The sequence below is a fragment of the Nocardia nova genome (genome assembly GCF_002933465.1).
Lineage (GTDB): Bacteria > Actinomycetota > Actinomycetes > Mycobacteriales > Mycobacteriaceae > Nocardia > Nocardia nova_B.
The window spans coordinates 1-23,503 of the sequence record NZ_PSZE01000040.1 but is presented as its reverse complement, the minus strand read 5'-3'; the positions used below and the strand labels follow the sequence as shown (position 1 = coordinate 23,503).

The window sequence follows — 23,503 nt, the reverse complement described above, 5'->3', positions numbered from 1 at the left end:
CTATTCGATGCCGGCGCGCACCGCGGCATGCAACTCGCGCAGGCTGGATCGCTCGGTCGCGACTTCCAGCACGCGAATGCCGTGGGCGTGCCCGGTCAGTTCCACCGCCAGCTCGGCCGGATCGACCTGCCGATGCGGAATCCGGTAGGCGGCGCACAGCGCTGCCAGATCCATCCCGTGCGGAGTGCCGAAGATGCGCTCGAAGACGCCGGCGTACTGCGGATCACCCTGTTCGAGTAGTTCGAAGATGCCGCCGCCGTCGTCGTTGGCGACCACGATGGTCAGATCCGCCGGACGCGGCTCCCCCGGGCCGATCAGCAGGCCGGAAGCATCGTGCAGGAAGGTCAGGTCGCCGATCAGCGCGAAGGTCCGGCCGGGATGACTCAACGCCGCGCCGACCGCGGTGGACACCGTGCCGTCAATACCGGCCACACCCCGGTTGGACAGCACCTTCACCCCGGGACGCGGATACGACACCAGCGCCGCGTCCCGTACCGGATTCGAGGCGCCGAGCAGGAGCTGGTCGCCCTCACGCAGGGCGTCCATCACCACCGAGGCCACATGCAGGCCGGTCGGCTTGGGATGGCGGGCCAGTTCGGTACGGATCGCCCGGCAGGCCATCGCATCGAGTTCGCGGCACTGCTCGAGCCATTCCGGACGCGGCGCCCCCGAGGTAACCGCGCGGGTGCCGGTGCCGACGACATTGCCGGAGACATCCGGCCAGCGCGGGCCGGTGGTCAGGGCGAAGACAGTGACATTCGGATCGGCCAGCACCTTCGACACCTGCCGATGCAGCGTGGGCCGGCCGGTGATGATCGCCTGCCGCGGCTTCAGCAACGGCAGCGCCAGCGGATGCAGGGCCGGGCCGGGCATCGCCGCGGTGGGTTCGGCGACCGTGGGCAGCTGCGCCAGCTCGGCGCGATAGCCCGCGCCGTGACCGGCGATGACGACGGTATCTGGCGTCAGGTCGATCTCCAGCGGGACGTCCAGGGTCGCGTGTCGAGTCTCGGTCCACGGCGCGTCACCGGTGCGTCCGGCCGGAATCGGCTCGCCGGCAACGGCATCGGGGACCAGCGGTTCCCGCAGCGGGATGTCGAAGTGCACGGGCCCGGCGTTGCCCGAGCGGGTGCCGCGCGCGGCGGCCAGGACGCGGCAGACCGCGGCCCGCCACACACTGTTCTGGCTGCGGTAATTCGGTTCCGCCTCGGCCAGGCCCAGGCTGATCGCGGCACGCACCTGACTACCGAACAGACCGAATTGCTCGACGGTCTGATTGGCGCCGCTGCCCAGCATCTCGTAGGGACGGTTGGCGCTGAGCACGATCAGCGGCTGCCGGGCGTAGTTCGCCTCCAGCACCGCGGGCCCGAGGTTGGCCACCGCGGTTCCCGAGGTCATCACCACCGGCACCGGCGCCCCGGTGGACACCGCCATGCCGACCGCGAGGAATCCGGCGGTCCGCTCGTCGATGCGCATATGCAGTCGCAGCCGCCCCGCCGCATCGGCCGCTTGCAGCGCGAACGCCAGCGGCGCGTTGCGCGAGCCCGGGCACAGCACGACGTCACGCACACCCCCGCGCACCAGCTCGTCCACCACGACCTGGGCCTGTGCTGTCGATGGATTCACACCCCCAGCCTGTCAGACCTTGCGGCCGGAGGGGAGGTCGACCCGCTCACAGTTCTCCACAGAGTTAGGTTTTGCTAACCTAATATCCGTGGCCAAGCGGACCAAGTACGTCAAACCGGAGGAGCGTCGGATCCTCACCGCCGAGGTGCTGGCGAACAAGCGGATCAGTCCGAATTTCGTGCGAGTGACTCTCGGCGGCGCCGGGCTGGACGATTTCACCCCGATGGGATTCGACCAGTGGTTCCGGCTCTTCCTGCCGCGCGACGGCGAGTTGCGGCTGCCCTCCGCGACGAGCAATCTCTGGTACGCGCAGTGGCTGATGATGAGCAAGGATCACCGTCCCGTAGTACGCAACTACACCGTGCGCGAATTCCGGCCGGCGGGGCGAGGAGAGTTCGGCGAAACCGCCGAGCTGGACATCGATTTCGCCATGCACGGCGAGCACACCCCCGCCTGCGGCTGGGCGGCGAACACCACTGCGGGCACCGCGGTGGGGCTGCTCGACGAGGGCATCATGTACCAACCGCCGCAACACAGTTCGTGGTCGCTACTGGTGGGCGACGAGAGCGCCCTGCCGGCGGTCGCGGGAATTCTGCGGTCGGCGCCGCGGGATCTGCGAGGTGCGGCGTATCTGGAGATCACCCACCCCGACGATGCTCAGGACTTGGGCGAACCCGCAGGCGTCGTGGTGAATTGGCTGGTCCGTACCGATGCGGAGTCCGAGATCGGCAGTCTCGCACTGGAAGCCGTTCGAGCGGGCGACATCGCCGCGAGCGGGGTCTACGCCTTCGTGGCGGGCGAACAGAAATTGGCCTCCGGCCTGCGGCGACATCTCGCGAACGAGCGCGGAATCGCCAAGGCGGACATCACTTTCACGGGGTACTGGCGGTTCGGGAAGTCGGCGCCGGGCTGATCGAGCCGGGGCGGGCCCCGCCGTTCGGCATCCGGGGATCATACTCCATCCGTATGCCGAACGACGAGGTCGCAGAACCGCAACTCAGCCGGCGTGCCGCTGGACCAGGTCGCCGACGCGCGGAAGCGCCTCGACCACATGCTTTTTCGCCGACGAACGCAGCGACGAGTACGCCTTCTTCAGCGCCGGACGCGACGAGGCCTCGGCACGAGCGTCGGTCACCGCGAGCAGCGACTCGGCAACCTCGTCGGAGTTGGCGACCAGCAGATCGGCGAACGAGCCGCCACCCGCCGCCTGGAACTGAGCCCAGTACGGTTCCAGCCGCTCGACGAACTTGGGCGCGAACGACTCCAGCGCGTCCGAGACGATGGTCGGGCTGACCTTCTTCACCGCGGCATAGCCGCCCTTCACGGCCAGGCCCGATGCACCCCCCTTATCCGACACCTCCGCATCCAGAACCTCCTGGGCGTCGGCCAGGAAGGCCTGGCGTTTGGCGTCATCGAGCAGGGATTCAGACAGTGCTGCAACCACTTTCAGGTTCCTCCGGATAGTTTTTCGATGAGCGAGCGCGGGTAACTATACGCATCGGACGCACCGGACACACCGTCCTCTCGCCGACTACGGCTGCCAGGGCAGCAACTGCACCATGAGCCCTTCACAATCGGCGAGCAACGTTTCGGATTCGTCACGCAGTCGCGCGGACACGAAAGTCTTGCGCCCCTCCACCCGATCGACGGTTCCCTCAACGGTCAGCGGCGTCTCCAGCGGGGTCACCGTGCGGTAGTTGACGTGCAGAAATGCGGTGCGGCTGATCGGCCGTCCCGCGTAGTGCACGAGCGAGCCGAACAGATCGTCGAACAGCAGCGGCAGCACGCCGCCGTGCACGGCGTGGTTGCCGCCGAGGTGATACCGGCGGAATTCGCCGCGCATCCGGACACCCGTGGGACCGGCCTCGGTCATCACCCACGGCGGCAGCAGCAGGTTGCCGCGCCCCGGCAGCGCCGGCGCCCGTCCCGCCGGGCCCTGCAGCTCCTGTGCGCGATAAGGCTCGAGCAGTTCGGCGAGCGCGTTCGCCTGGGCGAGCGCCTGCCCGAACACCTCGTCGGGACAGTCCACGGAGACGGTGAGGTCCTGGAGTGTGCGCATCGCCTCCAGGAACGGCGCGTAGTTCGGGCCGAGTTCGGCCTCCTCCACCTTGGGAAATCCGCCGTGCTTCTCGTACCGATCGGGATCGACCGCACTGGTGTCGATCACAGGTTCCGCGCGCTCACTCATACCTGCACGGTAACGCCAGTTCTTACACCGTCCAACCCAACCCGTCGGTAGTTCTCCGATACCGAACGAACCTCACATTGTCGACGGCCCGCCCAGGCGGGGGCGAACAGCCGGTGACGGGTGGGGTGCATGATGGCTCGGGTGACGTTCAATCCGAAACTCTGGGAGCCCGTCGCGGGTTTCGAGGACCTGACCGACATCACCTACCACCGGCACATCGAACAGGGCACCGTGCGCGTGGCCTTCGATCGTCCGGAGGTGCGCAATGCCTTCCGGCCGCACACCGTCGACGAGCTGTACCGGGTGCTCGACCACGCGCGGACGACGCCGGATGTGGGTGCGGTTCTGCTCACCGGGAACGGCCCCAGTCCCAAGGACGGTGAATGGGCGTTCTGCTCCGGCGGCGATCAGCGCATCCGCGGGCGCAGCGGATACCAGTACGCCGACGGCGAGACCGCCGATACCGTCGACAAGGCCCGAGCCGGACGCCTGCACATCCTCGAGGTGCAGCGGCTGATCCGGTTCATGCCGAAGGTGGTCATCGCGCTGGTCAACGGCTGGGCAGCCGGTGGCGGGCACAGCCTGCACGTGGTCTGCGACCTGACCCTGGCCAGCCGCGAGCACGCCCGATTCAAGCAGACCGACGCCGATGTCGGCAGCTTCGACGGCGGCTACGGCAGTGCCTACCTGGCGAAGATGGTCGGGCAGAAATTCGCCCGGGAGATCTTCTTCCTGGGCCGCCCCTACACCGCCGAGCAGATGCATGACATGGGTGCGGTGAACGCGGTCGTCGACCACGACCGGCTCGAGGACGAGGCGCTGGAGTGGACTGCCGACATCCTCGCGAAATCCCCGCAGGCTCAGCGCATGCTCAAATACGCGTTCAACCTGACCGACGACGGCCTGGTGGGCCAGCAGCTGTTCGCCGGTGAGGCGACGCGCCTGGCCTATATGACCGACGAGGCGATCGAGGGCCGCGACGCGTTCCTGGAGAAGCGCCGGCCGGACTGGAGTCCTTACCCGTACTACTTCTGAGGCCGCTTCGCCTCGCGCCGACTCCGTGGCCGGCATTCGGTCACGGAGTCGCGCCGGTTCGCGCCGGACCTCGCGAAGCCACGACTCGGCCCGAGGTGGTCCCTCTAGGCTCGATTCGTGGACATCCTCAGCAGTCGAATCATCCTGCGGCCGAGCGATTACGAACGCACGCTGGCCTTCTACCGAGACGGGCTGGAATTGGCGATCGCGCGGGAGTATCCGGGCGGCACGGTGTTCTTCGCCGGGCAATCGCTGATCGAGGTAGCCGCGCACGGACGCGACGAGACGGCCCCGGCCGGATTCGCCGGCGCGGTGTGGTTGCAGGTGCGCAACGCGAGCGTCGCGGCCACGGAACTGGCGACCCGGGGCATTCCCATCGACCGGCCGCCGGTGCGCGAACCCTGGGGTCTGATCGAGATGTGGCTGCGCGATCCGGACGGCGTTCCGATCGTTCTGGTCGAGGTGCCCGCCGAACATCCGCTGCGCCGCGACACCCGCAAGCCGCCGGAATGAACCCGCCTTACCATCCCGATCTGTCGGACATGTCGGGAACCTGGCGATCGCGTTAACGGATCGATAACGCACACTGGACGCGTGACCGCCGAACTGTTCGTTCTGCTCATCGTCGTCGTCACGGCTCTCGTTTTCGACTTCACCAACGGCTTCCACGACACCGCCAACGCCATGGCGACCTCGATCGCCACCGGCGCCCTGCGCCCGCGCGCCGCGGTGCTGCTGTCCGGCGGGCTGAATCTGATCGGCGCCTTCCTCAGTGTCGAGGTGGCCGCCACCGTCGCCGAGGGCATCGTGCGACTGGACGAGGTGGGCGGTGCGGACCTGCTCGCCATCGTCTTCGCCGGCCTCGTGGGCGGGATCCTGTGGAATTTGCTGACCTGGCTCTTCGGTCTGCCGTCCAGCTCGTCACACGCCCTGTTCGGCGGCTTGATCGGCGCCACCATCGCCGCGCTCGGCTGGAGCGGGGTGATCTGGTCGGCCGGGCAGAAGGGCGTGCTCACCAAGATCATCGTGCCCGCGGTGCTGGCGCCCGTGGTCGCGGCGCTGGTCGCCTCGGTCGGCACCTGGCTGGTGTACCGGATCACCCGCAGCAGTGATCAGCGGGTGGTGAACCGGAGTTTCCGATGGGGCCAAATCGGCTCGGCCTCGCTCGTGTCACTGGCCCACGGCACCAACGACGCGCAGAAGACCATGGGCATCATCTTCCTGGCGCTCATCGCCTACGGGTCCGCTCAACCCAGCGACCCGCTGCCGCTGTGGGTGATCGTGGCCTGTGCGGTGGCCATCGCCGCGGGCACCTCGCTGGGCGGCTGGCGCATCATCCGAACCCTCGGCAAGGGACTGGTCGACATCACCCCGCCGCAGGGTCTGGCGGCCGAATCCACCAGTGCCGCGATCATTCTCACCTCGGCGCATTTCGGGTTGCCGCTGTCGACCACGCAGACGGTGACGGGCGCCATCCTGGGTACCGGCATGGGCCGTCCGGGCGCCGAGGTGCGCTGGTCGGTACTCGGGCGCATGGTGGTGGCCTGGGTGTTCACCCTGCCGCTGGCCGGGCTGGCGGGTGCGATCTGCTGGGCGCTGGCGCATCTGATCGGCGGACTGCCCGGTGTACTGGTCGTCTTCGCCGTCCTGATCGCGACGGCCGGCCTGATCTACCTGCGCTCGCGCCGGACCCCGGTGCACGCCGCGAACGTGAACGAGCAGTGGACGAGCCTGCCGGGGACCGACGGCACCGGACCGGCTGTCGAATCCCGGCCCGCCGGCCCCGGCACCGATCCGGCCGTGGACACCGCCGATTCCGGGCGCACCGATCCCGGCGCCACCGATTCGGGCGCCGTCGACGCCGCGGGTGACACCGCGACTTCCCCACCCGGCGACTCACGCGCCTCTCATCGCGCCGCAAGGAACTTCTGATGCAGACCCTGATCGACGATCTGACCGAGCTGTGGCGAGTCACCGCCGCCGCCTTGATCTTCGGGGCCGGATTGCCGGCGATCTTCGCGCTCGGGGTGCGGCTGCATTCGATCGCGGGAGATGCGCCACAACCGGATTCCACCCGCCGGCGTGCGGCTGCGGCCTGCGCGGGGTTGTGTTATTCGGTGGTATTGCTGACCGTCATCGCCGGAGTGTTGTTCGTTGCCAGAGGTTTTCTGGCCGCCCGACTCGGCATCCATCTGTTCGGTCAAGGCTGAGCGGCCGCGTGGCGCCGCCCTGATCGTCGAAAGGACAAACGTGACCACCGAATCCGCATCGCCACAGCAACCCGAATCGAACGAGGCCACGCCGTCGGTCCTGCAGAAGGTGCTGGGCTGGCTGCGCGCCGGATATCCGCAGGGTGTGCCCCAATCGGACTATGTCGCGCTGCTGGCCGTCCTGCATCGCCGGCTCACCGACTACGAGGTGCATCTGGTGGTCGAGGAGCTGGTGCGCGAACGCACCGGCGACGACGAGATCGCCCAGCACGAGATCGAGGCGGCAATCGCCCGAGTTGCCAAGGAGCTGCCGGGCGAGGACGATATCGCTCGAGTGGCATCGCACCTGGCAGCGGGTGGTTGGCCGCTGGCGACACCGACGTCGGACTGACTTCTCCCCGATTCAGCGAAGGAAGTGCGGACCCGTTCACGGGTCATCGACCTCGACATGACACGATCGCGAACGTGAGCACCACCCTGCGGACCCTCCCCATGCCCACCGGAGCCGCGGTGGGTGACGTCTTGCCGCATCTGCGGGAAGCCTTGGAGGGCAACGGTCCGGCGTGGCTGCCGATCCCCACCGGCGATCGCCGGGAATCCCATCGACTCTCCAGTGCACTGCGCCCGGGTGAGGAGATCGACGACGACGTGGCCCTCGTGGTCACCACCTCCGGCACCACCGGCGTCCCCAAGGGCGCGATGCTCACCTCGGCCGCCCTGCGCGCCAGCGGAGATGCCACCCACGAGCGGCTCGGCGGTCCGGGCCAGTGGCTGCTGGCGCTGCCGACCCACCACATCGCCGGAGTGCAGGTGCTGTTGCGCAGCATCCAGGCGGGCACCGAACCGGTGGTGCTGGACGTCTCGGGTGGTTTCCTGCCCGGCGGGCTGGCGACGGCGGTATCCGGGATGACCGGACCCCGGCGCTACACCTCACTGGTGCCGACGCAGCTCATCAAGGCACTCGACGATCCGGTCGGCGCGCAGGCGCTCGCGGCCCTGGACGCGGTACTGGTCGGCGGCGCGGCGACACCGCAGCCGGTACTCGACCGGGCCCGCGCGGCCGGGATCAACGTGGTCCGCACCTACGGCATGAGCGAGACCTGCGGTGGCTGCGTCTACGAGGGCGTGCCGCTGGCGGGCGCGAAGGTGCGCATCGAGGACGGGCGGGTATTGCTCGGCGGGACCATGCTGGCCAAGGGGTATCGCGGCATCCCCGACCATCCAGCGTTCGCCGAGCCCGGCTGGTTTCGCACCGAGGACGCCGGAACCTTCGACAACGGCGTATTGACCATCACCGGGCGCCTGGACGAGGCCATCATGACCGGTGGCCTACTGGTGATCCCGCAGGTCGTCGAGGCCGTGCTCGCCACCCACCCGTCGATCAGCGAGGCTGTGGTGCTGGGTCTGCCCGATCCGCGGCTGGGTCAGCGGGTGGCGGTGGCGGTGGTGCCCAATCCGGGCACGATACCCACGCTGGACGAATTGCGCGCCCACGTGGTGGCGGAGCTCGACCCGATCGCCGCCCCGCGGGAACTGGCGATCCTCGACGAGATCCCGATGCGCGGCCCCGGCAAGCCGAATCGCGTGAAGCTGCGCGACCACCTGCTGGAGCAGGCGACACACTGACCGCGCCGCGGTGAACACACTGACCGCGCCGCGGTGATACGGCTCACCCTGTCACAGACCTGACCAGCGCTTCCACCTGCGACGATGTCGCCGCTTGCGTGCGCGGTGCGACATGCAAGCGGCCCCGCGATCGTTCTTGCGCTACCGCGCAACAGCGGTGCAAGACGGGTGCAAGCCGGCCCCCGCACGGTTGTGGCATGACTTCTTACGCACCTGCTGAAGCACTCGCCATCGAGGCGGACGAGCTGGTCAAGGTCTTCGGGGAGCAGCGGGCCGTCGACGGCGTGAGCCTGGCGGTGCCGCAGGGCGCCGTCTACGGCGTGCTCGGCCCGAACGGGGCCGGCAAGACCACCACCATCCGCATGCTCGCCACCCTGCTGCGCCCCGACGGCGGCCGGGCCCGGATCTTCGGTCACGACGTCGTGGCCGAGCCCACCGCGGTCCGCTCGCTGATCGGTGTCACCGGCCAGTACGCCTCGGTCGACGAAAATCCCAGCGCCACCGAGAACCTGATCATCTTCTCCCGGCTGCTCGGGCTGAGCCGGTCCGAGGCCAAGCGCCGCGCGGCCGAACTGCTCGAGGAATTCGGACTCACCGAGGCGGCGACCAAGGCTCTGGAGAACTTCTCCGGCGGTATGCGCCGGCGCTTGGATCTGGCCGCCAGCCTGATCGCGACGCCGCCGCTGCTGTTCCTCGACGAGCCGACCACCGGCCTGGATCCGCGCACCCGCGCGCAGATGTGGGAGACCATCCGCCGGCTCGTGCGCGAGGGCGCCACCGTGCTGCTCACCACGCAGTATCTGGACGAGGCCGACCAACTCGCCGACCGCATCGCGGTGATCGACCACGGCAGGGTGATCGCCGACGGCACCTCCGACGAACTCAAGGGTTCGGTCGGGCAGTCCGCCCTGCAGATCACCGTGGCCGACCGCGACGTCATCGAACGGGCCCGCACCCTGATCGGTGAATTCCTCTCCCGCGCCGACGGCAAGCTGGTCGAGGCGAGCATCTCGCCGGAGGCCGGTCGCGTCACCGCCCCGCTCAGCGATCCGAGCGTGACCGCGGATCTATTGATCCGGTTGCGCGACAACGATATCCGCGTCGACGAGATCACCGTCAGCAAGCCGAGCCTGGACGAGGTGTTCTTCGCTCTCACCGGCCACGCCGCCGAATCCGACGCCGCCGAATCCGACTCCGCCGGTTCCAACTCCGAGGGCACGGCGGCATGAGACCGGCCCCCGCCACGTTCCCCACTCCCCCGAAGGACATATCGTGACCACCACTCTTCCCGCCCCCGCAACCGGCCGGCACGCCGCGCGCGCCGCGATTCCCGTTGCCAGCAACCGCATTTCACTACGCCGGACCGTCGCGAACTCGCTCACCATGGCGTATCGCGGCATCCTCAAGATCAAGCACAATCCGGAGCAGCTGTTCGACGTCACCGTGCAGCCCATCCTGTTCACCGCCCTGTTCGCCTACATCTTCGGCGGCGCCATCGGCGGCAGCGTGCAGGCCTATCTACCGGTGCTGATTCCGGGCATCCTGGTCCAGACGGTCGTGCTCACCTCGGTCGTCACCGGCACGCAGTTGCGTGAGGATATGGACAAGGGCGTCTTCGACCGCTTCAAATCCCTTCCCATCGCCCGTGTTTCGGCGCTGGCGGGCGCATTGATCGCCGACATGGTGCGCTACGGCATCGCGACCGTCCTCACCATCGTGGTCGGCCTGATCCTGGGCTACCGGCCCGAGGGCGGCGTCGTCGGCGTGGTCGTCGCCGGTCTGGTCGTGGTGTTCTGCTCGTTCGCGGTCAGCTGGATCTGGGCACTGGTCGGTGTCACCGGTAAGAGCGCCGCCTCGGTGCAGGGCATCTCGATGATGATCATGTTCCCGCTGACCTTCATGTCCGGGGCGTTCGCTCTGGTCAGCACCATGCCCGGCTGGATGCAGGGCATCAACAAGGCCAATCCCGTGTACTACATGGTGAATTCGTGCCGCGAGCTGATGAACGGCAACGTCTACAGCAGCAACCTGGCATGGTGCCTGATCGGCTCGGCGGTCGTGATCGCGATCTTCGCCCCGCTGGCCATCCGGGCCTACATGCGCCGGGCGTGATCGAATCCACCGCGGCACTGTCCGCCGGTCGCGAAAGTGACCGGCGGACAGTGCCGCGGGCAGATGTCGCCACATCCCACGGCACGCCGGTCGGAGATCGCGCGACCACCGCCTCAGGCGCCGAGCAGAGTTTCCAGTTCCGGCAGCATCGCGAGGATGCGCTGTGCGGCCGAACGGCGGTTGAGACTCGAGACCGCATCCTGCCCGGCAGCGACCGTCTCCGTACCGACGGTGGCCCGCGCCAGATCCAGATGCCGATTCCAGCGCATCGACGAATAGTCTTGGCGGCCGACGACTTTCATCGCCATCGCCAACAGCGTCGCGCCGGTTTCCGGATCGGTTCCGGTCCGGATCAGATAGGAACCGAGCGCACCGGCGGCGCCACCGATCTGCGGGAGGTCGATGAACTGGGTGAGCCGCTCTCGCGCCACCCTGGCCACCTGACCGGGCAACTCCGGCACCTCGTGCACGGCGTCGTTGAGAATGTGGGCATCGAGCACGGCGCTGGCGACAATGATGTCACCCGGCCCCGGACCGGCCCCGGCATACGGCCAATTGAACAGTTGCAGGCTGCGCCGGAACGTGCGCAGACCGCGCTCGATCTCACCTTCCGCCAGTTCGAGTTCCGCCATTCCGGCGACGACGGCCCCCTTGCGGTGGTTCGGCTGCGTCACCGGTTCGTCCAATCCGACGCCGTCGTCGATGACGCCCAGCGCATATTCGAGTTCCCGCCGCGCGTCGACCAACTGTCCGGCGCCGACCATGGAGACCGCCAGAAAGCTGCGCAGTTCCACACTCTCCTCGAAGCAGCGCAACTCCTGCATCAGCTCCACCGCGCGACGGTAGTAGGCCACGGCCTCCTCGTACCGCGCCGCCTGCGAGGCCATCTGCCCCAGATGCTGCGAGCACATCGCGGTGCCCCAGACATCACGGCCCTCGACCAATGCGAGAGCTTGCCGCGCATCGCGAATCGAGCCGGCGGTATAGCTCGCGTTCTCCCGCATATTGGCGCGCAGCAGGAAGGCGAGGGCACGGACGTGGTCGTCGTCGGAGCGGGTGCCCGCCGCCATCAAACGCACGCCGTAAGCGACATTGATTCGCGCGCAGAGCATGTCGCCGAGATATCGGACCCCGGACGTGAGGTCGGCCGTGGCGAGCAAGCGGCGGGCCCGGGACCGGATCACCGCGAGGGGACGCAGTCCGGGCTCGCCGAAGGCCAGATGCATCGCCAGGAAGATATAGCTCTGCAATTCCAGATCCGACTCGATCCGAGTGCGCGGCCCCTCGGGCGGCGGCACCGGCACGATCCGGGGCGCCCAGCTCATCAGCTCCATATGCGCGCCACGCATCACCCACAGCATGGCGACGGGCGCGAACACCGAGTACACCGTGCGGGAATCGGCGTTTTCCACGGCGTGGCGCAGCACCGCCAGCAGATTGTCGAGTTCGGCGGCCAGCGACAGCACCGTGCGGACCTGGTCCGGCCCGTCGTAGTTCAGTGCCGCATCCTGCGCGAATTGCCCTGCCCAGCAACACATCCGATTCATCACCAGATCGGATTCGCCGGTCGCGAGCAGTTGCTCCTCGCCGAATTCTCGCACCGTCTCGAGCATGCGGTAGCGGGTGGCGACCATCTCGTCGTCGGCCAGCACGGTGAGCAGCGACTGGCTCACCAGCCCGTCCACAGCGGCCACCGCGTCGATCGAATCCGAGCCCGAGACCACGAATTCGGCTGCCTCCAAGGAGAATCCGGCAGGGAACCGGCACAGCCGTCGCAGTGCCACGCGCTGTTCGGGTTCGAGCAGATTCCAGCTCCATTCGATCACCGCGTGCAGGGTGCGGTGACGCGCGGGTGAGCTGCGGTCGCCCGAACGCAGCAGGGCGAAGCGATGTTCGAGCCGGCTTTCGATCTCCTCCACGCTCATGGTCCGCACGCGGGCCGCGGCCAGTTCGATGGCCAACGGCAGCCCGTCCAGGGTGCGGCACAACCGGGCGACGACCGCCGGATCCAGCCTGGCCGAGGGTCGCACCGCCCGCGCCCGGCTGACGAACAGCTCGGTGGCCGGGGAGCCCTGCGCGTCGATCGCCAAGGGCGGCAACGGATATACCGTCTCCGCCGTGATCGCCAGCGGCGCCCGGCTGGTGGTCACCACTGTCAGATGTTCACAACTGCCGACCAGGTCGGCGACCACCTCGGCGGCCGCGTCGATGAGATGTTCACAGTTGTCCAGGATCAACAGGACGGGACGCAGCGACAGCGCCTCCCGCAACCGGCGCCGGCCGTCGATGGTCTGGTTGCGGCGCAACACATTCGCTTCGCGGGAGTATTCGTTGACACCGAGGACCGCCCCGATGGCCGCCTCGATCTCGGCGCAGGTCGCGGCGTTGCGCTCGCCGGGGTCGCCGTCGGAAGCGGCACGTAGCGAGGCCAATTCGACCAGCGCCACCGCCTGCTTGCCCGCGATTCGCGCGCCCAGCTCGTTGGCGACGCGCGTCTTGCCGGTGCCGCCCGGACCGAGCACGGTCGTCACCCGGAACTCCTGGACAAGCTTCTCCAGTGCCACCAGATCGCCGTCGCGGCCGAGCAACGGATTGGGTGCCGCGCGCAGGCCGAGCGCCGTATTCGGTGGCGCGGCAGCGGTTTCCGGGTGCCCGTACGGTTCCGGTGACAGCGCGTGCTGGGCGGTGGACACCCGTTGTATCGCGGAGGTGGCCTGCCCCGGGTGCGGCTGCACCGGGCCCACGGCCGGATGGTCACCGCGCAGAATCGCGGTGTTCAACGCGACGAGCGCCGGGCCGGGGTCGGCACCCAATTCCTCGCCCAGTCGCGTCCGCAGTCCGGCGAAGACCTCCAGGGCCTCGTTCGCACGCCCGTCGCCGGCGAGCAAGCGCATCAGGGTGGCGTGCGCGGGCTCGTCGAGCGGTTCGGCGGCGGCCGCCCGCCGTGCCACTCGCAACGCACCGCCGATATCGCCGGCGGCCTCACGCGCCACCAGTTCCACGGTGTCCAGCGCCGACCAGCGCGCGGCCGCGAATTCGTGCAGTTCGTCGGCGACGGGACCGGGCGGCAGATCCGCGCCGGGTTCGCCCCGCCACAGCGCGCGCGCCCGCTGCACCAGGCCGAGGCATCCGGCGGGATCGCCGCGCTCGAAGCGCAGCCGCGCCTCCCGTTCCAGGCCGCGGGCCAGACTCAGGTCGACCTGCTCCTCGGTCAGCAGCAGCCGATATCCCGCCGGGCCGATTTCCAGTGCCCCCTCCGGCAAGACCGAACGCAATCTCGACACCTGCGTATGCAGGGCGTTCATCGGTACGCGCGGTGGCTGCTCGCCCCAGATGTCGTCGATCAGCGCCTGAGCGCTGCGGCTGCGGCCGGGATGCACCGCGAGCGCGGCGATCAGCAACCGCGCCCGAGCGCCGGGCACCGCGACGAGATCCGTGTCGCGGCGCAGCGCGACCTCCCCCAGAAGCGCCACGCGAAGGCCCATCTCGGGCAGCCTTTCGTCCCGGCCGCTGCTATCCGGCCGGGTGTGCGTCGTCCCGGCATCCGCACGGGCGCGGCGCGCTGTCGACCCGGAGCCGCTGTGATCAGGAAACATGCCGTCGCAATCGTATGTGACCGGTCGAATGAATATCGGGCGCTGCGCCCGGGGCCGACCGCTCCCCGGGCCACGTCACGTCGTGCAGTTTACTCCGATATATCGCAATAATGTTATCGACAGTGGGCAGTGATGCTGCGCTGCCGCCTCCGGGCCACCACCATTAGGCTGTGCCGATTTCGCCCAATGGTGAAGCCCTCCGTGGTGACGCTGCGCTGCCGCCTCCGGGCCACCACCATTAGGCTGTGTCGATTTCGCCCAATGGTGAAGCCCTCCGTGGTGACGCTGCGCTGCCGCCTCCGGGCCACCACCATTAGGCTGCCGGATATGGCTAGTGCAGCACAATGGCTAGAAGGCGCCCGCCCGCGGACGCTGCCCAATGCGATCGCCCCGGTCCTCGTCGGCACCGGCGCGGCCGCGTCGCTGGATGCCGCGGTGTGGTGGAAGGCCCTGCTGAGCCTGCTCGTTTCGCTGGCTCTGATCATCGGCGTCAACTACGCCAACGACTATTCCGACGGCATTCGCGGCACCGACGACGAGCGCGTGGGCCCGCTGCGACTGGTCGGTTCGGGTCTGGCGAGTCCGGCCGCGGTGCGCGGCGCGGCGATCGCCTGCCTGAGCGTGGGCGCGATCTTCGGGTTGGTCCTGGTGATCACCACCGCGTGGTGGCTGCTGCTGATCGGCGCGGCCTGCCTGGCCGGCGCCTGGTTCTACACCGGCGGCAGTAAACCCTACGGCTACAGCGGTTTCGGTGAGATCGCCGTCTTCGTCTTCTTTGGCTTGGTCGCGGTGCTGGGCACCGAATTCGTCCAGGCCGAACGGCTCGACTGGGCCGGACTGGTCGGCGCGATCGCGGTCGGCGCCTTCTCCAGCGCGGTGCTGGTCACCAACAATCTGCGCGACATCCCCACCGATTCGGCGACCGGGAAGACCACCCTCGCCGTCAAACTGGGCGACACCCGCACCCGCACACTGCATCTGGTGCTGATGATGGTCCCGTTCGTCGCCTCGCTGCTGCTGGTGCTGCGCACCCCGTGGGCCCTGGTGAGCCTGCTGGCGATACCGCTCGCCGTCCGATCCAACGCCCCGGTGCGCGGTGGGCAGCAGGGGCCGGGATTGATCCCCTCGCTGCGCGATACCGGCTTGGCGATGCTGGGCTGGTCCCTGCTCACCGCACTGGCGCTCGGCCTCGGCTGACGAACTGCCGCACCGCGGCGTCAGTCCCGGCCGCCCTCGGGAACCAAGACGCCGAGCACCCAGTTGACGAGGGTCACGATGACGGCACCGAAGATCGCCGCCCAGAACCCGTCGACCCGCAGGCCGTAATCGGTGGTTTCGGTGATCTTGGCGGTCAGCCACAGCATGAGAGCGTTGATCACCAGCAGGAACAGGCCCAGCGTGACGATCACCAGCGGTAGTGACAGCAATTTCACGATCGGCTTGATCAGCGCGTTGACCAGCCCGAAGACGATCGCGACGCAGACCACGACGAGAATCTTGCCGCCGGTGCCCGCATCGGGCGGATCCTTCAATTCGATACCGCCGACCCAGGCCGCCGCGAGCCAGATCGCGAGGGCGTTGATCGCCAAACGGAGCAGAAGTGCCATGCGGCAATGCTAACGGCGGACGAGGCGGGTCACCGGTCACGCGCTGCGACCCGTCCCCGCCCCTGGTGACGGTGCGCTCGCCCTCACGCCGCGCGGTCGAGCATCTCCTGGACCGCGTCGCGCACTCGTTCCATCCCTTCGTTCCCGCCCAGCAGTTCTCGCGTGGTCGGGTTGGGCGCGCGCAGGATGCCGAGCAGCACGTGCCCCGCCTCGATGCGATCGTCACCGCGGGAGATCGCCTCGCGCAGTGATAGTTCCAGCGCCTTCTTGGCCTCGCGGGTGAAAGGGATGTGGCCGAAGCGCATTCCGCCACCGAACCGGAAACGCCCGCGGCCCTGGTCCGGAACCGGCACGGCCTCGTCGAAGGCGCCCTCACCGAAGGTGGCCCGCACACTGTCTCGCACCGCGTCCAGATCGATGCCGATCGACTTCAGCGCGGCCGCGTCCTCCTCACCCAGCGGTTCCTCCGTCTGCGCCCGGCTCGGCAGCGCGCGCCGAATAGCTTCGGCGGAGATGCCGTTGTCCTCCAGCACGTGTCGCAACTGGTCATCGGCGCAGGTGGCGAGCCCCAGCAGCAGGTGTTCGACATCGATACTGGGCGAACGCAATTCACGCGCTTCCTCCTGCGCGTCCACGACGGCGGAGCGCGCCGCCTTGGCAAATCTTTCGAACATCAGCGGATTCCGCCTTTCCGGTTGTACTTCTGATGGACCGCCTGCCGACTGACCTCGAGCGCCTCGGCGATGGCTTGCCAGGACCAGCCCTGCTGACGGGCATTGGCCACCTGGATCGCCTCGAGCCGCTCGAGCAATCGCCGCAGCGCGAGCACCGCCCGCAGCCCGACCTGGGGGTCGGGACTGCCCGCGGCGGCCGCCAGCGTTGTCGCTTCACTCATGTACGTCAATTTACGTTGACATCGCGGGCGTGTCAATCAAAATTGACATCAGGCATGTTCCCCCGCGGCGAACAATGATGGAGTGGTCCGCCGACTCAGGCTGTCCAGATACCCGTGGCGGTGAATTCGTCGAGAATCGCGTGCGAATCGGTGAGGTCCAGCCCCTGGCCCGCAACCCACTCGTCGTTGAAATACGTTCCGGCATAACGGTCCCCGCCGTCGCATAGCAGCGTCACCACGCTGCCCTCGCGGCCGGCGGCGTTCATCTCGGCGATGAGCGCGAACGCGCCCCACAGATTGGTTCCGGTGGAGCCGCCCACCCGCCGGCCGAGCACATCGCTGGCATGGCGGCATGCGGCGATGGAAGCGGCGTCGGGCACCTCGATCATCCGGTCGACCACATCGCCGATGAAGGAAGGCTCCACCCGCGGCCGGCCGATGCCCTCGATTCGCGATGGCATACCGGTCTGATATCCCGGGTCGCCGACCTCGTACCCGCCGTAGAACGCCGAATTCTCCGGATCGACCACGGCCAGCCGGGTGGCGTGGCGCCGGTAGCGGATATACCGGCCGATGGTCGCGCTGGTACCGCCGGTGCCCGCGCCGACCACCACCCAGTCCGGGACCGGATGGGTCTCCAAAACCATTTGCTGATAGATGGATTCGGCGATGTTGTTGTTACCGCGCCAGTCGGTGGCCCGTTCGGCGTAGGTGAACTGGTCCATGTAGTGGCCGTCGCACTCGGCGGCCAGGCGCACGGCCTCGGTATAGATATCGGGCGCGCGGTCGACGAAATGGCATCGGCCGCCCTGCGCCTCGATCAGAGCGATCTTCTCGGGCGAGGTCTTCGCCGGCACCACCGAGACGAAGTCCAGGCCGAGCAGTTTCGCGAAATAGGCCTCGCTGATCGCCGTCGATCCCGAGGACGCCTCGACGATCGTCATCCCCTCGCGCACCCAGCCGTTGCAGATCGCATAGAGAAACAGCGAACGGGCCAGCCGATGTTTCAAACTGCCGGTCGGATGAGTGGACTCGTCCTTGAGATACAGCCGCACACCCCATTCGGGCGGCAGCGGATACCGCAGCAGATGGGTGTCGGCGCTGCGCTGCGCATCAGCCTCGATCAGCCGCACCGCATTGTCGACCCACTCCCGCGAAGTACTGCGATCGCAGTACTTCACCGCAGCACCCGCTCGCTCACTGCGACTCCCGTGCCATGCGGGACACCCGCACCCGGTCGGCGCAGCGAGCCGCTACGCGATTGTCGCTCACTGCGCCTCCTGTGCCATGCGGGACACCCGCACCCGGTCGGCGCAGCGAGCCGCTACGCGATTGTCGCTCACTGCGCCTCCTCGCCGCGCAGGCGAGCTCGCAGGTTCGCTTTGTCGTTGCGGCGCTTCTCGTCGACCGCCGCGATGTCCTCGTTCACGCGCGCCCGCAGCCGCTTGAACAGCACCAGCGACAGCGGCATCGCCACGACCAACGCGAACAGCAGCGCGACGATCAGCGGGATGTCGACGTTCACCACATGCGCCACCACCAGGATGATCGCGGCGATCACGGCGACCAGAGCCAGCCGGGCCAGGGTGTACAGCGCCAGGTTGCGCGCGAGCCGCCGACCCGCCGAGGCCGGGGCCCGATCGCTCGCGGCGTCGTCGGATCGGGATGCTTCACTCACACGACCAGGGTAGGCGACGCCGCCGCACCCGTTCCGACCTGCCCGCGTCCCCTGAATTCGATCGCCGGATATTCGCCGAGGCAACGAACCCAGCCGTATGTATATCCGTTTTGTCTATTACTTCCCCTTTACCAACGTTAGATCGTTCGAACACCTGGGGGTCCGGGTGCAACGATGTCGCTATCTGATGAGGGATCTGTCGATTACGGAAAGGTTTGCGAATGACTGCGATCACCGCGGCGAGCCGCACGTTGGGTTCCGTCAACGGCCAGGAGGCCCTCCTGACCCCGGGCCAGGTGGCGGCGCTGTTCCACGTCGATCCGAAAACGGTCACTCGATGGGCACACGCCGGGCGGCTGGGTTCGCTGCGCACCCCGGGCGGACATCGCCGCTTCCGTGAGTCCGAAGTAATGCAGCTGCTGAAGTCGCTGACCACCGAGGCGACCCGCCCCTGAGCCGACAAGACCGCTCATTCCGGCGGTCACAGTGCGACAGGTACGCGCACGGGATTACCCTCGATGTCAGGAGGTGAGCGACGTGGCGTACCTGTTGGCACTCATCGCGGTCGTGGCTGTTGCGGTGCTGTGCTGGAAAGCGTTCGGACCGGACCATGCGCCCCGGATCGGCATCGGACGAGGACCCGAAAAGAGACGTCGAGTCGTGGGTCCCGATGACGATCCCGAATTCCTGTGGCGGATATCCCGCCAACATCGCGACGGCGATTCCGGCTCGGATCACTGACGCGCATATTGTCACCTCGGGTGATGAACCCCGCTGCGGGCGCGGCCGACAGGCGTTGCCGCGTGCATCGGTCCGATCGGGCCGACGCACGCTCGGGCGATCGGCTTGCTGCGCGCTCAGCCGATGGGGCCGGCCGCGGCCAGTGCCGCCGAGACCGAATCGGCGCACGCGGGCAATAGCGGCAGGCGCACGCGCGCGCTCGGTATCCGGCCCTGTGCCGCGAGGACCCCTTTCACCACAGTCGGATTGGCCTCGGCGAACAGCGCCCGCGCGAGCGCGACCAACCGGTTGCCGATTTTCCGCGCCGCCTCGATCCGTCCGTCCCGCCAGGCCGCGATCAACTCCGCATAGGCCGCGGGCGCTACATTCGAGCAGGTCAGAATGGCCCCCTGTGCGCCCATCGCCAGCAGCGGCGCCGCGTACAGATCGTCGCCACACAAGACCGTCGTCCGTTCGCCGACGGCAGCCAGCCACGCGACGGTGGTCTCGTCGACGACGCCGACGGCATGTTTGAAGCCCGCGACATTCGGCAGTTCGGCCAGTTCCGTCAAGGTTTCCGTATCGAGCGGCCGGCCCGTGCGATGCGGGACGTTGTAGATCAGCAGCGGCACCGGGCTCCGGTGCGCGAGCCGCCGGAAATGTTCCACGACGCCACGCTGCGAGGGTTTCGTGTAATACGGGACCACCGTGAGCGCCGCCGAGACTCGCTCGTCCAGCACGGCCAATGCGTGCTCGGAATCGGCGGTCGAATTCGAGCCGGTGCCCACGATCAGCGGCACGTCACGCTCGGCGCAGACCTGGGCGCAGATGTCGACGACCCGGCGCTTCTCCTCCGCCGTCAGGGTGGCCGGCTCACCGGTGGTACCCAGGGCGACGAGTCCGGAGGCGCCCGCATCGAGGACCTCGTGCGCGAGCCGGCCCAGTGCGTCGCCGGCCAGCTCGCCGTCCGCCGTGAACGGCGTGACGAGTGGAACGAAGAGACCGCTGAACGTCATGCCACCTACCCTCGTCGAGGCGTTGATTCAGGTCCAGTTCACAAATCTTCTATCGAGCTTAAGCTGAACTCATGCTTGATGTTCGCCGCCTACGGCTGCTGCGGGAATTGGCCCATCGCCGGACGATTGCTGCGGTCGCCGAAGCCATGTCCTACACCCCGTCGGCGGTATCCCAGCAGCTCACCGCCCTGGAACGCGAGGCAGGAGTCACGCTACTGGAACGCAGCGGTCGCCGCGTCACCCTCACCGCGGCGGCGAGCCGCCTGGTGGAACATACCGAAGCGGTCCTCGCGATCCTGGAACAGGCGGAGGCCGAACTGGCCACGGCCGAGCTCACCGGCGCCCTGCACATCGGCGCCTTCCCCACCGCCGTGCAGCGGATCCTGCCGCATGCGCTGGTCTCGCTCAGCCGGGCTCATCCGCGCTTGGAACTGCATGTGACGGAACTCGATCCGGCGGCCGTGCCCGCGGCACTGCGCGCCGGCACTCTGGATATCGCGCTCATCCAGGAGTACGACTACGTGCCCGCCGAACCGGAGGCCGGCCTGGACACCGAACCGTTCCTGGAGGAGCCGGTCTACCTGGCCGCCCGCACCACCCAGCCGCTGTCCGCCTACCGCGATGCGGCATGGATCTCCGGAACACCCGGCACCCTCTGCCACACCATGACCGTAAGAGCTTGCGAGGCAGCGGGTTTCGTCCCCCATATCCGCCACCGCTCCGACGATTTCGGCACCGTCATCGCCCTGGTCGCCGCCGGGCAGGGGGTCGCGTTCATCCCCCAGCTCGCGATTCCCCTCCATCCCGAAACCGACACCACCCCGGTCGAATTGACCGCGCTCCCCATTCGCCGTCGCACCCGGATCGCCTACCGCGCCGGCACCCGCACCCACCCCACGATCTCTGCCGCCCGCACCGCCCTGCACGCCACCACCGGAACCATCCCCCCGGTGGAAGAGCTCACCTGACGTGGGCAGCCCGGCCGCCACATCAGAGGCTTAGGCCGTCGACCACTCCTCGGAGTTCTTCCGGTTCCCAGTAGTCTCGCACGCCCGGGAGTTCGGACAGGTAGTGCAGGATGCGGTCCGGAGGCCAGCCGTGGGATTCGCCGAGACCGCCGGCCAGCATGCCGAGGTAGCGCGCGGACGGTTTGGTCAGGTCGGCGGTCAGCGGGCTGCCCGGGGAGGTGAAGGTCAGGACCGGGATGCCGTCCACGTCGTCGACGTGCCACAGGGTTTCGTAGCGGCCGTCGCCGAGTTGGACGTAGCCCTGGAGAACCACCTCGGACGGATCGAAGTCGGGGCCTTCTCCGGGCTGGCGGTGCATCTCCTGGGCCATCAGATCGCTGAACTGGCCGACGGTCAGCAGGTAGCCACGCGCGGCCGCGCCGGCCGGCCAGCCCGGTGGCGGCCGGTGGGCGTAGAACGCGACGCCGCCGCTCCACACCGGGCTCTGCCCGGCGAAATAGACGCATCCGGACAGGGACAGCGGACGGTTCCGCGCGGGCGGCGTGGGATCTCGGAAACCCCCGTAGAGACGCGGGGTGCCCGGCGGGTTGCCGCCCGCCCGGTAGTACGTGAACCGCTTCTCGAACAAATTGGATCCGTAAGCGGCGTACCAGACGCGCTCCGCGGTCATCGGAGCTCGGTTCCATCCGGAGTGCGCACATGCCGACCCTACGGGAGGATGCCGCCGAGCCGTCGGCATCTGCCGGCCGCCGAGCTCATTCCCGCAGGTCCTCGATGCGCCGGCGCAGGTGATCGAGTAATTTCTCCGGATCGTCGAATTCCGCGGGATCGATGGGCGTGCCGAAGTGGATGCGCACCCGCTGGCGGCGGTCGAACGCGGGGCCGTCGCCGCGGATGCGGCGCATCGGCAACACGCGGTCGGTCCCAGTGGTCCCCACCGGGACGATCGGAACTCCGGTCGCCAATGCCAGTTTCGCCACTCCCGGTTTGTACGGTTCACTCTCGCCCGGTGCGACCAGCCGCCCTTCCGGATAGATGATCAGCACCCCGCCGTATCGCAGAATCTGTTCCGCCTGCGCCATCGCCGACTGCCCGGATGCACTGTCGCGCCGCACCACCGGAATATGCCCCAGCCGTCGCACCAGCCACCCGACCACCGGCCACGACCACAGCTCGGCCATAGCGATGGCAATTGCCCTGCGTCGCAACGCGCCCCACAGGAATACCGCGTCCAGCATCGAGATGTGATTGCTCGCCACGATCACCGGCCCCGCCTTCGGCACCAGCTCTCGGCCCGTCACGGTGACGTGCACGACATTCGCCCACGCCAGCGTGCGCAGAATCCGTCGCACGAACTGCGTGGTAAGCCATGCCCGCTTACCCAACCCCTTGGGCCGACGCCCGGATTGCTCGTTCATTTCCACCCCCCGGTTCAAGTCTCGACGAATTCGATTCTCCCATGGGGCACCGACATGTTCGGGTCTCGCCGATGTGCGCGGGGGACGGACGTCGGCCGAGGGTCAGTGCCGGATGCCGAGGGCCGGATTATTCGGCACGGAAGGTCGCGGCACAGGAGGAGTGATCATGAACTTGTTGCTGGCAGCCGCCCACACCGATCCGGAAGCGGCCGGATTCATTCTGCGCGGCATCAAAGGAATCTTCGTCGCCATCGGCAGCATCATCGCCGCGTTCATCTGCGCCGCCATCGCCGCAGCCAAAGGCCGCAACCCGTTCGGGTGGGGTCTACTGGGCCTGTTCTTCAGCATCCTGACCCTCATCGTGGTCATCGTCATCCCCAGCAAGAAATCCTGAATCGTTCGATTCGCATGACGTCGGAGGTAATGGACTCGCGGAGTCCACACGGGCAAAGTCGGAATGGTGAATGATGCCGCGCTCACCCGCATCGTCGTCGAAGATCTGCTGGCCCGCATGGCCGGCGGCGATCCGGAGAACATCGCCGCGCTGTACGCCCCGACGAGCGACTGGAAGCTGAACTGGCCGGAAGATGAGCACGGCCGCGTCGCCACTGCGTGGATCACACACCGCTCCACCCGCGCCGACGCGGCCGCGCATTTCCGCGCAATCGCTGAGCACCATATCCCTGTCAACGGCACGCGAACCCGGACCATCTGACGGAATCTCAATTTGGACCATCTGCTCGGCTCGGTTTGATGGTTCATTCTTCAGTTGTGCCGGCGGCGGGGACGCGGCCGAGGTCGCGGTTCTTGA

27 protein-coding genes are annotated in these 23,503 nt (G+C 68.1%); 15 read left to right on the top strand and 12 right to left on the bottom strand.

The window, feature by feature from the left end:
- Positions 1–1,623 carry a 2-succinyl-5-enolpyruvyl-6-hydroxy-3-cyclohexene-1-carboxylic-acid synthase gene (gene menD, locus C5E41_RS30405; RefSeq protein WP_104379151.1) on the bottom strand — a complete coding sequence of 541 codons (1,623 nt, stop codon included), beginning with the start codon at positions 1,621–1,623 and terminating at the stop codon, positions 1–3.
- An 88-nt stretch (positions 1,624–1,711) separates the two neighbouring features.
- On the opposite strand from menD, the gene C5E41_RS30400 reads away from it, so the two are divergent.
- On the top strand, positions 1,712–2,536 hold the full coding sequence (locus C5E41_RS30400) for a siderophore-interacting protein (RefSeq protein ID WP_104379150.1): 825 nt from the start codon (positions 1,712–1,714) through the stop codon (positions 2,534–2,536).
- Positions 2,537–2,620: 84 nt separating this feature from the next.
- Here C5E41_RS30400 and C5E41_RS30395 read toward each other — a convergent pair whose 3' ends face one another.
- Positions 2,621–3,067 carry a DUF6918 family protein gene (locus C5E41_RS30395; protein WP_104379149.1) on the bottom strand — a complete coding sequence of 149 codons (447 nt, stop codon included), beginning with the start codon at positions 3,065–3,067 and terminating at the stop codon, positions 2,621–2,623.
- A gap of 87 nt (positions 3,068–3,154) precedes the next feature.
- The gene (locus tag C5E41_RS30390) at positions 3,155–3,811 is read right to left on the bottom strand and encodes a PaaI family thioesterase (RefSeq protein WP_104379148.1); all 657 of its coding nucleotides are present in this window, start codon (positions 3,809–3,811) and stop codon (positions 3,155–3,157) included.
- A 141-nt stretch (positions 3,812–3,952) separates the two neighbouring features.
- On the opposite strand from C5E41_RS30390, the gene C5E41_RS30385 reads away from it, so the two are divergent.
- The 8 genes from C5E41_RS30385 to C5E41_RS30350 all read left to right on the top strand — a co-directional run bounded on the left by C5E41_RS30385 (position 3,953) and on the right by C5E41_RS30350 (position 10,794).
- Entirely contained in the window at positions 3,953–4,846 is an 894-nt protein-coding gene (locus C5E41_RS30385; RefSeq protein ID WP_104379171.1) for a 1,4-dihydroxy-2-naphthoyl-CoA synthase, read from the top strand.
- Between the two features lie 117 nt (positions 4,847–4,963).
- The gene (locus C5E41_RS30380) at positions 4,964–5,359 is read left to right on the top strand and encodes a VOC family protein (RefSeq protein WP_104379147.1); all 396 of its coding nucleotides are present in this window, start codon (positions 4,964–4,966) and stop codon (positions 5,357–5,359) included.
- Positions 5,360–5,440: 81 nt separating this feature from the next.
- The gene (locus C5E41_RS30375; RefSeq protein WP_104379146.1) at positions 5,441–6,778 is read left to right on the top strand and encodes an inorganic phosphate transporter; all 1,338 of its coding nucleotides are present in this window, start codon (positions 5,441–5,443) and stop codon (positions 6,776–6,778) included.
- Complete coding sequence (locus tag C5E41_RS30370) at positions 6,778–7,056, top strand: hypothetical protein (protein WP_063015400.1); 279 nt, start codon at positions 6,778–6,780, stop codon at positions 7,054–7,056. The genes C5E41_RS30375 and C5E41_RS30370 overlap by 1 nt, the downstream gene beginning before the upstream one ends.
- Positions 7,057–7,096: 40 nt before the next feature.
- Positions 7,097–7,447, top strand: a complete 351-nt coding sequence (locus C5E41_RS30365) for a DUF3349 domain-containing protein (RefSeq protein WP_181063492.1) — start codon at positions 7,097–7,099, stop codon at positions 7,445–7,447.
- A 101-nt stretch (positions 7,448–7,548) separates the two neighbouring features.
- Positions 7,549–8,682 carry an o-succinylbenzoate--CoA ligase gene (gene menE / locus C5E41_RS30360; RefSeq protein WP_104379169.1) on the top strand — a complete coding sequence of 378 codons (1,134 nt, stop codon included), beginning with the start codon at positions 7,549–7,551 and terminating at the stop codon, positions 8,680–8,682.
- A gap of 197 nt (positions 8,683–8,879) precedes the next feature.
- The gene (locus C5E41_RS30355) at positions 8,880–9,911 is read left to right on the top strand and encodes an ATP-binding cassette domain-containing protein (protein ID WP_104379145.1); all 1,032 of its coding nucleotides are present in this window, start codon (positions 8,880–8,882) and stop codon (positions 9,909–9,911) included.
- Between the two features lie 43 nt (positions 9,912–9,954).
- Complete coding sequence (locus tag C5E41_RS30350; RefSeq protein ID WP_104379144.1) at positions 9,955–10,794, top strand: ABC transporter permease; 840 nt, start codon at positions 9,955–9,957, stop codon at positions 10,792–10,794.
- Positions 10,795–10,907: 113 nt separating this feature from the next.
- Here C5E41_RS30350 and C5E41_RS30345 read toward each other — a convergent pair whose 3' ends face one another.
- Entirely contained in the window at positions 10,908–14,279 is a 3,372-nt protein-coding gene (locus tag C5E41_RS30345; protein ID WP_258081366.1) for an AfsR/SARP family transcriptional regulator, read from the bottom strand.
- 438 nt (positions 14,280–14,717) lie between these two features.
- Between C5E41_RS30345 and C5E41_RS30340 the strand changes: the two genes are divergently transcribed.
- Complete coding sequence (locus C5E41_RS30340) at positions 14,718–15,587, top strand: 1,4-dihydroxy-2-naphthoate polyprenyltransferase (protein ID WP_104379168.1); 870 nt, start codon at positions 14,718–14,720, stop codon at positions 15,585–15,587.
- 20 nt (positions 15,588–15,607) lie between these two features.
- Here the strand turns inward: C5E41_RS30340 and C5E41_RS30335 are convergent, their stop codons facing one another.
- The 5 genes from C5E41_RS30335 to C5E41_RS30315 all read right to left on the bottom strand — a co-directional run bounded on the left by C5E41_RS30335 (position 15,608) and on the right by C5E41_RS30315 (position 18,570).
- On the bottom strand, positions 15,608–15,997 hold the full coding sequence (locus tag C5E41_RS30335) for a phage holin family protein (RefSeq protein ID WP_039781154.1): 390 nt from the start codon (positions 15,995–15,997) through the stop codon (positions 15,608–15,610).
- An 83-nt stretch (positions 15,998–16,080) separates the two neighbouring features.
- On the bottom strand, positions 16,081–16,671 hold the full coding sequence (locus C5E41_RS30330) for a Clp protease N-terminal domain-containing protein (RefSeq protein WP_104379142.1): 591 nt from the start codon (positions 16,669–16,671) through the stop codon (positions 16,081–16,083).
- Complete coding sequence (locus tag C5E41_RS30325; RefSeq protein ID WP_104379141.1) at positions 16,671–16,892, bottom strand: helix-turn-helix domain-containing protein; 222 nt, start codon at positions 16,890–16,892, stop codon at positions 16,671–16,673. The genes C5E41_RS30330 and C5E41_RS30325 overlap by 1 nt, the downstream gene beginning before the upstream one ends.
- A gap of 95 nt (positions 16,893–16,987) precedes the next feature.
- A complete protein-coding gene (locus C5E41_RS30320; protein ID WP_104379140.1) occupies positions 16,988–18,073 on the bottom strand; it encodes a PLP-dependent cysteine synthase family protein in 1,086 nt (361 codons plus the stop codon).
- A gap of 158 nt (positions 18,074–18,231) precedes the next feature.
- Positions 18,232–18,570: a DUF4229 domain-containing protein gene (locus C5E41_RS30315; protein WP_030516232.1), complete on the bottom strand. Its 339-nt coding sequence runs from the start codon at positions 18,568–18,570 to the stop codon at positions 18,232–18,234.
- 221 nt (positions 18,571–18,791) lie between these two features.
- On the opposite strand from C5E41_RS30315, the gene C5E41_RS30310 reads away from it, so the two are divergent.
- Both C5E41_RS30310 and C5E41_RS30305 read left to right on the top strand, forming a co-directional pair.
- Positions 18,792–19,025 (top strand): BldC family transcriptional regulator, encoded by a 234-nt coding sequence (locus C5E41_RS30310; RefSeq protein ID WP_051025198.1) that lies wholly within the window; start codon positions 18,792–18,794, stop codon positions 19,023–19,025.
- 82 nt (positions 19,026–19,107) lie between these two features.
- Positions 19,108–19,311 (top strand): hypothetical protein, encoded by a 204-nt coding sequence (locus tag C5E41_RS30305; RefSeq protein ID WP_104379167.1) that lies wholly within the window; start codon positions 19,108–19,110, stop codon positions 19,309–19,311.
- 116 nt (positions 19,312–19,427) lie between these two features.
- Here C5E41_RS30305 and dapA read toward each other — a convergent pair whose 3' ends face one another.
- Positions 19,428–20,306, bottom strand: a complete 879-nt coding sequence (gene dapA / locus C5E41_RS30300; RefSeq protein ID WP_104379139.1) for a 4-hydroxy-tetrahydrodipicolinate synthase — start codon at positions 20,304–20,306, stop codon at positions 19,428–19,430.
- Positions 20,307–20,377: 71 nt separating this feature from the next.
- Between dapA and C5E41_RS30295 the strand changes: the two genes are divergently transcribed.
- Positions 20,378–21,274, top strand: coding sequence for a LysR family transcriptional regulator (locus C5E41_RS30295; RefSeq protein WP_104379138.1), 897 nt, complete (start codon positions 20,378–20,380; stop codon positions 21,272–21,274).
- A 22-nt stretch (positions 21,275–21,296) separates the two neighbouring features.
- On the opposite strand, the gene C5E41_RS30290 is transcribed toward C5E41_RS30295, so the two are convergent.
- Together C5E41_RS30290 and C5E41_RS30285 are read right to left on the bottom strand one after the other, a co-directional pair.
- Complete coding sequence (locus C5E41_RS30290) at positions 21,297–21,944, bottom strand: histone deacetylase (protein ID WP_104379137.1); 648 nt, start codon at positions 21,942–21,944, stop codon at positions 21,297–21,299.
- A gap of 85 nt (positions 21,945–22,029) precedes the next feature.
- The gene (locus C5E41_RS30285) at positions 22,030–22,692 is read right to left on the bottom strand and encodes a lysophospholipid acyltransferase family protein (RefSeq protein ID WP_104379136.1); all 663 of its coding nucleotides are present in this window, start codon (positions 22,690–22,692) and stop codon (positions 22,030–22,032) included.
- A gap of 166 nt (positions 22,693–22,858) precedes the next feature.
- On the opposite strand from C5E41_RS30285, the gene C5E41_RS30280 reads away from it, so the two are divergent.
- Together C5E41_RS30280 and C5E41_RS30275 are read left to right on the top strand one after the other, a co-directional pair.
- The gene (locus C5E41_RS30280) at positions 22,859–23,086 is read left to right on the top strand and encodes a deoxyribodipyrimidine photolyase (RefSeq protein WP_258081365.1); all 228 of its coding nucleotides are present in this window, start codon (positions 22,859–22,861) and stop codon (positions 23,084–23,086) included.
- Positions 23,087–23,149: 63 nt separating this feature from the next.
- On the top strand, positions 23,150–23,407 hold the full coding sequence (locus tag C5E41_RS30275) for a hypothetical protein (protein WP_181063491.1): 258 nt from the start codon (positions 23,150–23,152) through the stop codon (positions 23,405–23,407).
- Positions 23,408–23,503: the final 96 nt, after the last annotated feature.

Excerpts from the sequence above, each read along its gene's own strand:
- C5E41_RS30370 (WP_063015400.1), top strand. The coding sequence starts at position 6,778 with ATGCAGACCCTGATCGACGATCTGACCGAGCTGTGGCGAGTCACCGCC.
- C5E41_RS30285 (WP_104379136.1), bottom strand. The coding sequence starts at position 22,692 with ATGAACGAGCAATCCGGGCGTCGGCCCAAGGGGTTGGGTAAGCGGGCA.
- C5E41_RS30345 (WP_258081366.1), bottom strand. The coding sequence starts at position 14,279 with ATGGGCCTTCGCGTGGCGCTTCTGGGGGAGGTCGCGCTGCGCCGCGAC.
- C5E41_RS30280 (WP_258081365.1), top strand. The coding sequence starts at position 22,859 with ATGAACTTGTTGCTGGCAGCCGCCCACACCGATCCGGAAGCGGCCGGA.
- C5E41_RS30340 (WP_104379168.1), top strand. The coding sequence starts at position 14,718 with ATGGCTAGTGCAGCACAATGGCTAGAAGGCGCCCGCCCGCGGACGCTG.
- C5E41_RS30390 (WP_104379148.1), bottom strand. The coding sequence starts at position 3,811 with ATGAGTGAGCGCGCGGAACCTGTGATCGACACCAGTGCGGTCGATCCC.
- C5E41_RS30295 (WP_104379138.1), top strand. The coding sequence starts at position 20,378 with ATGCTTGATGTTCGCCGCCTACGGCTGCTGCGGGAATTGGCCCATCGC.
- C5E41_RS30325 (WP_104379141.1), bottom strand. The coding sequence starts at position 16,892 with ATGAGTGAAGCGACAACGCTGGCGGCCGCCGCGGGCAGTCCCGACCCC.
- C5E41_RS30355 (WP_104379145.1), top strand. The coding sequence starts at position 8,880 with ATGACTTCTTACGCACCTGCTGAAGCACTCGCCATCGAGGCGGACGAG.
- C5E41_RS30290 (WP_104379137.1), bottom strand. The coding sequence starts at position 21,944 with ATGACCGCGGAGCGCGTCTGGTACGCCGCTTACGGATCCAATTTGTTC.
- menE (WP_104379169.1), top strand. The coding sequence starts at position 7,549 with ATGCCCACCGGAGCCGCGGTGGGTGACGTCTTGCCGCATCTGCGGGAA.
- dapA (WP_104379139.1), bottom strand. The coding sequence starts at position 20,306 with ATGACGTTCAGCGGTCTCTTCGTTCCACTCGTCACGCCGTTCACGGCG.
- C5E41_RS30310 (WP_051025198.1), top strand. The coding sequence starts at position 18,792 with ATGACTGCGATCACCGCGGCGAGCCGCACGTTGGGTTCCGTCAACGGC.
- C5E41_RS30275 (WP_181063491.1), top strand. The coding sequence starts at position 23,150 with ATGGTGAATGATGCCGCGCTCACCCGCATCGTCGTCGAAGATCTGCTG.
- C5E41_RS30330 (WP_104379142.1), bottom strand. The coding sequence starts at position 16,671 with ATGTTCGAAAGATTTGCCAAGGCGGCGCGCTCCGCCGTCGTGGACGCG.
- C5E41_RS30335 (WP_039781154.1), bottom strand. The coding sequence starts at position 15,997 with ATGGCACTTCTGCTCCGTTTGGCGATCAACGCCCTCGCGATCTGGCTC.